This is a genomic window from Herbaspirillum sp. UBA812 (assembly GCF_002296545.1).
GTDB lineage: Bacteria > Pseudomonadota > Gammaproteobacteria > Burkholderiales > Burkholderiaceae_D > Herbaspirillum > Herbaspirillum huttiense.
In genome coordinates this window covers 18,117-27,603 of record NZ_DBIC01000238.1, presented here as the reverse complement: position 1 = coordinate 27,603, position 9,487 = coordinate 18,117, and the positions used below count along the sequence as shown (strand labels likewise).

Annotated in this window: 9 protein-coding genes and 1 tRNA gene; 4 read left to right on the top strand and 6 right to left on the bottom strand. The window is 60.8% G+C overall.

The annotated features are described in order from the left end of the window. Positions 1–112: 112 nt before the first annotated feature. The 4 genes from B3873_RS15565 (at position 113) to B3873_RS15550 (ending at position 2,434) form a co-directional block, all read left to right on the top strand. The gene (locus B3873_RS15565) at positions 113–1,366 is read left to right on the top strand and encodes an aspartate kinase (protein ID WP_006462578.1); all 1,254 of its coding nucleotides are present in this window, start codon (positions 113–115) and stop codon (positions 1,364–1,366) included. A gap of 143 nt (positions 1,367–1,509) precedes the next feature. Beyond that, a tRNA-Ser gene (locus B3873_RS15560) sits at positions 1,510–1,603 on the top strand. 222 nt (positions 1,604–1,825) lie between these two features. Further along, on the top strand, positions 1,826–2,113 hold the full coding sequence (locus B3873_RS15555; RefSeq protein ID WP_286867170.1) for a type II toxin-antitoxin system RelE/ParE family toxin: 288 nt from the start codon (positions 1,826–1,828) through the stop codon (positions 2,111–2,113). A 9-nt stretch (positions 2,114–2,122) separates the two neighbouring features. Beyond that, positions 2,123–2,434, top strand: a complete 312-nt coding sequence (locus tag B3873_RS15550; RefSeq protein WP_286867168.1) for a HigA family addiction module antitoxin — start codon at positions 2,123–2,125, stop codon at positions 2,432–2,434. A gap of 32 nt (positions 2,435–2,466) precedes the next feature. Here B3873_RS15550 and sodC read toward each other — a convergent pair whose 3' ends face one another. From sodC to rph, 6 genes are all read right to left on the bottom strand, one after another. Beyond that, a complete protein-coding gene (gene sodC, locus B3873_RS15545) occupies positions 2,467–3,003 on the bottom strand; it encodes a superoxide dismutase family protein (RefSeq protein WP_034335522.1) in 537 nt (178 codons plus the stop codon). 259 nt (positions 3,004–3,262) lie between these two features. After that, positions 3,263–5,335 (bottom strand): putative bifunctional diguanylate cyclase/phosphodiesterase, encoded by a 2,073-nt coding sequence (locus B3873_RS15540; RefSeq protein ID WP_286867165.1) that lies wholly within the window; start codon positions 5,333–5,335, stop codon positions 3,263–3,265. Positions 5,336–5,340: 5 nt separating this feature from the next. Beyond that, positions 5,341–6,540: an EAL and HDOD domain-containing protein gene (locus B3873_RS15535; protein WP_034335527.1), complete on the bottom strand. Its 1,200-nt coding sequence runs from the start codon at positions 6,538–6,540 to the stop codon at positions 5,341–5,343. Between the two features lie 141 nt (positions 6,541–6,681). Continuing rightward, the gene (gene hemW / locus B3873_RS15530; protein WP_286867162.1) at positions 6,682–7,926 is read right to left on the bottom strand and encodes a radical SAM family heme chaperone HemW; all 1,245 of its coding nucleotides are present in this window, start codon (positions 7,924–7,926) and stop codon (positions 6,682–6,684) included. Then, a complete protein-coding gene (rdgB, locus tag B3873_RS15525) occupies positions 7,923–8,513 on the bottom strand; it encodes an RdgB/HAM1 family non-canonical purine NTP pyrophosphatase (protein WP_039788338.1) in 591 nt (196 codons plus the stop codon). The genes hemW and rdgB overlap by 4 nt, the downstream gene beginning before the upstream one ends. 153 nt (positions 8,514–8,666) lie before the next feature. Then, positions 8,667–9,395: a ribonuclease PH gene (rph, locus tag B3873_RS15520; RefSeq protein ID WP_039788342.1), complete on the bottom strand. Its 729-nt coding sequence runs from the start codon at positions 9,393–9,395 to the stop codon at positions 8,667–8,669. Positions 9,396–9,487: the final 92 nt, after the last annotated feature.

Genomic DNA, 9,487 nt, shown 5'->3' with positions numbered 1-9,487 from the left:
ACCGAGCTTTTCCTTGAGATTTTGGCGCACCGCATGTAAAGTCAAGGGTTTGTTCCTTCCCGCCTGGCTCAGGGTTTTCTTGTCAAAGTCGGGCCACCTTTTTTTATCCCCTATGGCTTTATACGTTCACAAATACGGCGGCACCTCGATGGGCTCAATCGAGCGCATCCAGAATGTCGCAAAGCGCGTTGCCAAATGGCACGACGCCGGCCATCAGATCGTTGTCGTGCCTTCGGCGATGTCTGGTGAAACCAACCGCCTGCTGGGCATGGCCAAGGAAATCATGGCCCAGCCCGACGGCCGCGAACTGGACATGCTGGCCTCGACCGGCGAACAGGTCTCGGTGGCGCTGCTGGCCATCGCACTGCAGGCGCTGGGCAAGCAAGCCGTCTCCTACGCCGGCTGGCAAGTCCCCATCAAGACCGACTCGGCCTTCACCAAGGCGCGCATCCGCTCCATCGATGACGCCAAGGTCCGCAAGGATCTGAACGCTGGCAAGATCGTCATGATCACCGGTTTCCAGGGCGTGGACGCCGACGGCAACATCACCACCCTGGGCCGTGGCGGCTCGGACACCTCGGCCGTGGCCGTGGCCGCTGCCATCAAGGCGGCGGAATGCCTGATCTACACCGACGTGGATGGTGTCTACACCACCGACCCGCGCGTGGTGAGCGATGCCCGGCGCCTGAAGACCGTGACTTTCGAGGAGATGCTGGAAATGGCGTCCCTGGGTTCCAAGGTCCTGCAGATCCGCTCCGTGGAATTCGCCGGCAACTACAAGATGCCGACCCGCGTGCTGTCGTCGCTGACCGACCCGCTCACGCCGCTGGCCGAAGAAGCCGCCTCCGGCACCCTGATTTCGTTTGAGGAAGACAAGAACATGGAACAAGCAACCATCACCGGCATCGCCTTCAGCCGCGACGAAGCCAAGATTACCGTGCTGGGCGTACCCGACCGTCCGGGCATCGCCTACCAGATCCTGGGCCCGGTGGCCGACGCCAACATCGAAGTGGACATGATCATCCAGAACCAGTCGGTGGAAGGCAAGACCGACTTCACCTTCACCGTGCCGCGCGCCGAATACGCCAAGGCCGTGGAAGTGCTCAACAGCAGCGTCAAGGCACACATCGGTGCGGCCGCCATCAATGGCGACACCAAGGTCTCCAAGGTCTCGGTGGTCGGCGTGGGCATGCGCAGCCACGTTGGCATCGCTTCGCAGATGTTCCGCACGCTGTCGGAAGAAGGCGTGAACATCCAGATGATCTCCACCTCGGAAATCAAGATCTCGGTGCTGATCGACGAGAAGTACATGGAACTGGCCGTGCGCGCCCTGCACAAGGCGTTCGACCTGGACAGCGCCAAATAAATCACGCACCGCGCAAAGCGAAGACCGCACCGGTGAAAAAACAGTGATTTTTTGCAAGACCACTGTTGACCGGATGCAAATGAGAAGATATTATCTCGGTCTTCGCTGAGGCAACGCAGCAATGCGATAACAGCCTTCAGTGTGGAGACGTGGCCGAGTGGTCGAAGGCACTTCCCTGCTAAGGAAGCATACGGGCTTAAACCTGTATCGAGGGTTCGAATCCCTCCGTCTCCGCCAAAGCTTCAAATGAAAAACGGGTCCTGATGGACCCGTTTTTCATTTCCCCTGCCGCTTTATCTCTTCCTCGAAAAACACCCGGTTGTACCGATACATTCGCGGGACTTTCCTGCGCGCAGCTGATTTTTCCGTATAACGCCAGAAGGGACCTGCTGCGATCAAGCTCAGACCCATCCAGAAGTTTATCGATTGACGCTTAACGAATAACGTTATACGCTCACCATGATACTCAGCTTCCGATGCGCAGATACGGAAGCCTTATTTCACGGAAAGTCGGTGCCTCGCTTTGCCAACATCCGTGCTGCGGCCGAACGCAAGCTGCAGATGCTGGATGCAGCTGCTACGCTGGAATTCCTGCGTACTCCGCCAGGCAACCGCCTGGAGTCACTTCACGGCAACCGGCACGGCCAGCACAGCATCCGCATCAACAGCCAATTCCGGCTTTGCTTCATGTGGCACAGCATCGGACGCACCGGGGCATCCCACGTTGAAATCATCGATTACCACTGAAAGACCGTCATGAGCTCTCCCAGCAATCGCATGCGCCCGATTCATCCTGGCGAGATCCTGCGTGAGGAATTCCTCGCACCGATCAACCTGAGCGCCAACGCTTTGGCCATCGCCCTGCACGTCCCGGCCACGCGCATCGGAGAGATCGTCAACGAGCGGCGCGGCGTCTCCCCCGATACCGCCCTGCGACTGGCACGCTTTTTCGGCGGCGATGCGCAGTCCTGGCTGAACCTGCAAATGACCTACGATCTCAAGATCGCCCAGCGTGACCACGGCGCGCGGATCGAACAGGAAGTGCGCCCGCTGGAACGCACTTCCTGATCCACATCCTGATGGAATGTCAGGACGAACGCTTACTGAATCACCCCGCACGCCAGTCGCACACCCCCGCCACCCAACGGTGCCGGATGATCCGAGTGATTATCCCCACCCACATGCACCATCAGCGCATGCCCGCGGACTTCGGCCAGCGTCTTGAGGCGCGGGGCCAGGACCGGATTCTCGGCCTTGCCATCGGCCGTCACATACAAGGCCGGCAAGTCGCCCAGATGGCCTTCGCCATAGGGACCTTCATGCTTGCCAGTCTTTTGCGGATCCCAATGCCCACCGGCGGCCAGCGCCGGCTCCATCTTCCCATCCTTCTCCAGCGGCGCGCAGGAGGCATTCTGGTGTACATGGAAACCATGCACGCCCGCCGGCAAGCCCGACAAGGCCGGCTGGAACAGCAGCCCATAAGGCGTCTCGCTGATGGTCACCTCTCCCGCCGGGGACGCCACCCCTTGCGCATTGACCAGGTTCAGCGCCACCTTGAGCGGCGCCTCGGCAGCCATGGCAGCCGATGCCGCAGATGCGCAGGCCAGCAAGGCCAGCTGTGCAATACGTCGTTTCATGATCGTTCTCCTTCGTTGGTTGAAAGGTGAAGAATAGGCACTGACACTGCAGTACGCCGAAAACCTGAAAAATCGCTGATGATATCTGGACAATATTCTCCCATCAGACCGAAAAACTTCGAGAGAATGCCCGAAGGGATTAAATCTCTCGCAACACGGCCTTCAGCATAGGACCGCATCCGGCGCAGGACAACAGGGGAATCTGGAAGAGAAGCAGCCAGTTGCCGGGCAGCGCAACACCACGCACCGGCTGCCAGCCTTATTGGTCAGGAAGGTCTTCAGCGGGAGCCGACGTTTCCGGCACAAAGTTGAGCTTGCGCCCCTCCAGCAGCATGGCGTGGAAATCCACCGCCGGAATCGGGCGCGAGAAGATATAGCCCTGCAATTCATTGCACCCGGCTTCGCGCAGGAAGTTGAATTGCTTCTGCGTTTCCACCCCTTCGGCGATGACCTTGTGGCGCAATTGCTTGGCGATGCCGATGATGGCGCTGGCGATGGCGCAATCATTGGTATCGTCCGGAATGCCCATGGTGAAGGAACGGTCGATCTTGAGCGTATTGATGGGGAAGCGCTTCAGGTACGAGAGGCTGGAATAGCCAGTCCCGAAGTCATCCAGTGAAATCGTGATGCCCAGGCTGCAGATCTTTTCCATGATGGAAATGACCCGATCGGTGCTGTGCATCAGCATGCTCTCGGTGATTTCCAGCTCAAGCCAGTCGCCACTGAGTGAATGGCGGTTCAGCGCCGCACGCACGCGGTCCGGCAGCGAACGGGTGAATTCGCGCGCCGTCACGTTCAGGGCGATGCGGATCGGAGCCAGGCCGGCATCCCTCCACGAGCGCGCCTGGCGGCATACTGCGTCCAGCACCCAATCGCTCAACTGCACGATCAAGCCTGTTTCTTCAGCAATCGGGATGAACTCACCCGGCAAAAGCAATCCGCGCTCCGGATGCTGCCAGCGCACCAGGGCCTCGCCACCGGTGATCGCCAAGGTGTTCATATCCACCTTGGGCTGGTAGTACAGCAGCAATTCGTTGTATTCGAAGGCGTGCAGCAAACCGGTTTCGATGCGCAACAAGTCCAGCGTGTTGCGATTCATCTCTTCGCTGTAATAGACGTAGCCGTTTTCGTTGTTGTCACCGCCCTGCTTCGCCCGGTACATGGCGATGTCAGCCAGGCGCAGCAGGGTTTCGGTATCGGTCGCGTCTTCCGGATACATGCTCACGCCAATGCTGGCCCCCACGCGCAGCTCATGGCCGTCGATGAAGAACGGATCATCAAACACGGCCAGCAGCTTCTGTGCGACGAAGCCGGGATGGTAATCCTTGTCGATGTCGAACAGCGCTACCGCGAATTCATCCGCCCCCAGGCGTGCCACCACATCCTGCTCGCGCAAGGCCCGGCGCAGGCGGATCGCCACTTCCACCAGCAGCATGTCGCCGGCCACGTGGCCCAGCGTGTCGTTGATGGGCTTGAAGCGGTTCAGGTCGATGAACATCACGCAGCCGTGCATGTTCTCATGCCGGGCTTCGGTCAGCGCCTGATCCACGGTGCGGGTGAGCAAGGTGCGGTTGGGCAGTCCGGTCAGGGCATCGTAGTAGGCCAGATGATGGATCAGCTTTTCGGCGTTCTTGCGTTCAGTGATGTCGTTCAGATAGCCGATCAGGCCAATCGGATGACCATGCTGGTCACGCATCACGGACAGCGACAGACTGGCCCAGAACACCTCACCGGACTTCTTGCGGCGACGCACCTCCATCTCGCGGCCACCCTGCTCCAGGAACAGGTCGTGCAGCGAATCCTCTTCCTCTTCGTTCTCGTAGAGGAACAACACATTGCGGCCGATGGCTTCCAGCGCGCTGTAGCCGAACAGTTGCTCGGCCCCGCGGTTCCAGCTGGTGATGAAACCTGCCGGGTCCATGGTGATGACCGACTCGTGCATCTGATTGAGGATCTGCGCCTGCTGCTCCAGCTTGGCTTCGATCTGGTCCAGCGAACGGGCGCGCTTGTCGGTCTCGGCGCGGCGCTGCATCAGGCGGCCGAGGAAAGCCGCCAGCATCGCCAGACGCGTGCGCTCCAGTTCGGTATAGGGGCGGGTCAGCGCCGGAAAGACGAAGTGGCCGAAGCGCGCGCCCTCATGCTCCACCACCTGGCACAGCCCGCTGGCCGACTCCGGCGGCGGGCTGACCACATAGCGGCCACCGGGGCGCTTGAGGAAACCGGACGCAATCCCTCCGAGTGCCGCATGCAAGGCCATGCCTTGCAGGTTCTGCATGGCGTCCAGCAGTGCCGAACAGCATGCCAGATCGTCAGTGCCCACGGAGGAAATCATCGTCATCACGCCTCAGTGCTGACGCGTGTGGCCCAATTGAAGGCCTGGATCAGACAACGGCAATACACTTCGGCATCGAGACCGGCGGCGTCGAGATCGACATGACGCAGCGGAATGCGGCCGTCCTCGGAGCGCTCGACCACGTTCAGCAGTTTGCCCAGCCGGCCGGTACGGTACACCAGCGCATTGACGATATCCACCGGCAGCTTGAGCGGCTCGATGATGTCGTTGAGCGGCATGCCCAGCAAAATATCCAGCAGCGAGAACATGCCGGTGATGAAGGCGCGGTCCAGTTCTTCCTGGGTGCAGTCCACCTTCTGCGCCATCGATTCCATCATCGCCGCGCGCGCCGCGGCACGCGGCAGCAGCGGATTGGCGGACTCGTCGCCGGGGAAGCGTGCGTACAGCAGCAACTGCAGCCAGCGCTGCAGCTGACGACGGCCCAGCAGGTTGATGGCCTGGGTGAAATTGGTGATATGGGCCGAGAAACCGAAGGCGGCCGAGCTGACCAGCTTGAAGAGCTGATAGGACAAGGCCGGGTCCTGCTTCAGCAGGGATTCCAGTTCATTGGCATCGGCATCGCGCGCCACCAGCTCCAGCAACTTCAGCAGGCGCGCACGGGAAATGGAATTTTTTTGCGACAGGCGGCTGTCAGGATGCAAGGCGTAGTCGCCCGAGAACCAGCGGAAACCTTCCACCCGGCATGCATCAAACTGAACGGCATCGCCCACGTTCTCGGCCAGGTGCGGGCCACGCAGGCGGTGCAGCCAATGCCCGGTTTCAGGCAGGTGCCCCACCCCGGCGTCCAGCGCCATCGATTCGACAAAGGGAAAAACGCTCGCCCCCTGCGCCGGCAAGCCATCGGCGATGATGGCGAAGCCGCGGCTGTAGAGCCAGTCCAGCGCATCGATCTTGCCCGGGTCCACACAATGCTCCACCGGCACCCGCAATGCGAGCTGCCCTTGCGGGATCTCTTGCCGGAATTCCGGCGCGAAGACCGCAGGATCACGCACCGGGATGATGCAGCTCAGTCCGCCCAGAGCGTCATGCAGATCAAATTCATTGAACAGGCGAGACAGCAAGGCGTTGTCGTCTTCGACCGCAGGTGAAATATGCAAGGACAGCGCTGTCCAGACGTGGTGGACGTCCGCGACGGGCTGCAAAAACACGAGTGGAAATGGAACGCTTTTATCCTGAACAGCCATATTTTTATCGTGGCGCGCCGCATTATTTGCTGAGACGCTCTGCAATGTTAAAAAAATATTAACAAGTTTCCCAGCAGAATACTTAATTAAAATTAAATTTTTTCTAAATATACCCGATAAAAGCCACCTTGCAACATGGGTTTATTCTGACAAGAAAATTTCCTGCAAATCATTGAGAAAACGACGCCCAAGATCGGTCGGTCGGATCAAAGCGTGATCGCGATACAACATGCCTTTTTGCTCGGCCAGATTCAGTGATTTTTCGATCTGGTTCAGGCTCATGCCGGTCCGCTCGGCGAAGAGATTCGGTGAGAATCCTTCCGTCAGGCGCAGCGCGTTGAGCATGAATTCGAAGCCCAGGGCATCGCGGCCGATTTCCGCTTCTTCCTGGACAGGCGTCCCGGCCTTGGCATGCTCCAGATAGGACTGGGGATGCTTGTAACGCATCTGGCGCACGATGCGATGCGGGAACGAGAGCTTGGAATGCGCCCCCGCGCCGATGCCCAGGTAGTCGCCGAATTGCCAGTAATTGAGGTTGTGGCGGGCGCGCCGCTTGGGCTGGGCATAGGCCGAGACCTCATAGTTGACGTAACCGGCCGCCGTGGTCAGCTCGGCGATCATGTCCTGCATGTCGGCGCTGGCATCGTCATCCGGCACCGGCGGCGGATACTTGGCGAAGAGCGTATTGGGCTCCAGCGTCAGGTGATACAGCGACAGGTGCGGCGGCGCGAAGGCGATGGCCGTTTCGATGTCGGACTTGGCCTCTGCCAGCGTCTGCTGCGGCAGCGCGTACATCAGGTCGAGGTTGAAATTGTCGAAGTTGGCCTGCGCGATCTCCACCGCCTTGCGCGCCTGCTCGCCATCATGGATGCGGCCCAGGGCATGCAGGTGCTGGCCGTTGAAGCTCTGGATACCGATCGACAGGCGGCTGATGCCGCTATCCCGGTAGGAGCGGAACTTGTCGGCTTCAAACGTTCCCGGATTGGCTTCCATGGTGATCTCGATGTCGCCATCGAAGGGCAGCAAGGTGCGCAGGTCCGACAACAAGCGATCCAGACCAGCGGCCGAGAGCAGGCTGGGCGTGCCGCCACCGATGAAGATCGTATGGATCTTGCGCCCCCAGATCAGCGGCAGCGACTGTTCCAGGTCGCTGCGCAGGGCATCCAGATAAGCTTCTTCAGGGAAACTGCCCTTGACCTCATGGGAATTGAAGTCGCAATACGGGCACTTGCGCACGCACCACGGGAAATGCACGTACAGCGACAGCGGCGGCAAAGCCGTCAGCTGCAGGCTGCCGGGCTTCAGGAAGGCCAGCGCGGCCTGAGCCGGGCCGCTGGCCGCCTGGCCGGCCGGGATATCGGCCGGAATCGGCTTGATGGGGATCATGCCAGCTTCTCGACCAAGGCACGCAAGGCCTGGCCACGGTGCGAGACGGCATTCTTCTCGGCGGCCGTCAGTTCAGCGGCCGTCTTGCCCAGAGAGGGCAGCAGGAAATAAGGGTCATAGCCGAATCCACCCTGCCCGCGCGGCTGGTCGATGATCTCACCCTTCCAGACGCCATCGGCGATCACCGGTTGCGGATCGTCGGCATGGCGCACGTAGACCAGCACGCAGTAGTAATAGGCGGACTTGTCGGCATGGGCCGCCAGATCGGCGATGAGCTTGGCGTTGTTGCTGGCGTCCGACTTGGGCTCGCCGGCATAGCGGGCGGAATATACTCCGGGCGCACCGCCCAGGGCATTCACGCACACGCCCGAATCATCGGCCAGGGCCGGCAGACCGGTCAGGCGGGCGGCGTGGCGGGCCTTGGTCAGGGCATTCTCGACGAAGGTGCCGAAGGGTTCTTCCGCTTCGGGCACGTTGAATTCGCCTTGCGGGCGCACGTCCAGTCCGATGTCGCCCAGGAGACTGGCGAATTCCTTCAGTTTGCCGGCGTTGTTGGACGCCATCACGATCTTTTGCTTGGGTTGCATGTCTGGTCCTGATCTTGGCGAGGCGCGCGGGATGGGCATGACAGCCGCTGCGCCCCAATGAAAAACGCCATGTCGGTGCGGCACATGGCGTTTTTGTTCATATCGCTTCTAGGCGGCATTGTACGGCGATTTGCGCCGGGACGTGGCCGCGGATTACAGGCCCAGGGCCTGCTTCTGCAAGCCGTTGAGCGTGGCGATGCCTTGCTGGGCCAGGTCCAGCAGGTTGTTGAGGGTGGCGCGGTCGAAGGCGGCGCCTTCAGCGGTGCCCTGCACTTCGACGAAATGGCCACCGTCGGTCATGACCACGTTCATGTCGGTATCGCAATCCGAGTCTTCCAGGTAATCCAGATCGAGCACCGGGACGCCCTGGTAGACGCCGACCGAAATCGCGGCCACGAACTGCTTGACCGGAATGGTTTCGATCAGGCCGCGCGACTTCAGCACGTTGAAGGCGTCATAGGCCGCCACCATGGCACCGGTAATGGCAGCGGTGCGGGTGCCGCCATCGGCTTGCAGCACGTCGCAGTCCAGCTGCAGGGTGCGCTCGCCGAAGGCTTCCAGGTCAAAGGCGGCGCGCAGGGCGCGGCCGATCAGGCGCTGGATCTCCTGGGTACGGCCGGACTGCTTGCCCTTGGCGGCTTCACGGTCCATGCGGGTGTGCGTGGAGCGCGGCAGCATGCCGTATTCGGCGGTCAGCCAACCCTGGCCCTTGCCTTTAAGGAAGCCAGGGACCTTTTCCTCGATGGAGGCGGTGCAGAGCACGCGGGTGTCACCGAACTCGACCAGCACCGAGCCTTCGGCGTGCTTGGTGTACTGGCGGGTCAGGCGCACGTCGCGCAATTGCGAAACGCTGCGGCCGCTGGGGCGATGGGAAGCTGTCATGGTGATCCTTGTCTTGGTCTGGGCGAGGCTGGGCGGATGACGGGCGGCCAATTGGCACCCAAAACCGCCGGTTTGATGTTTTTGATAGCGCG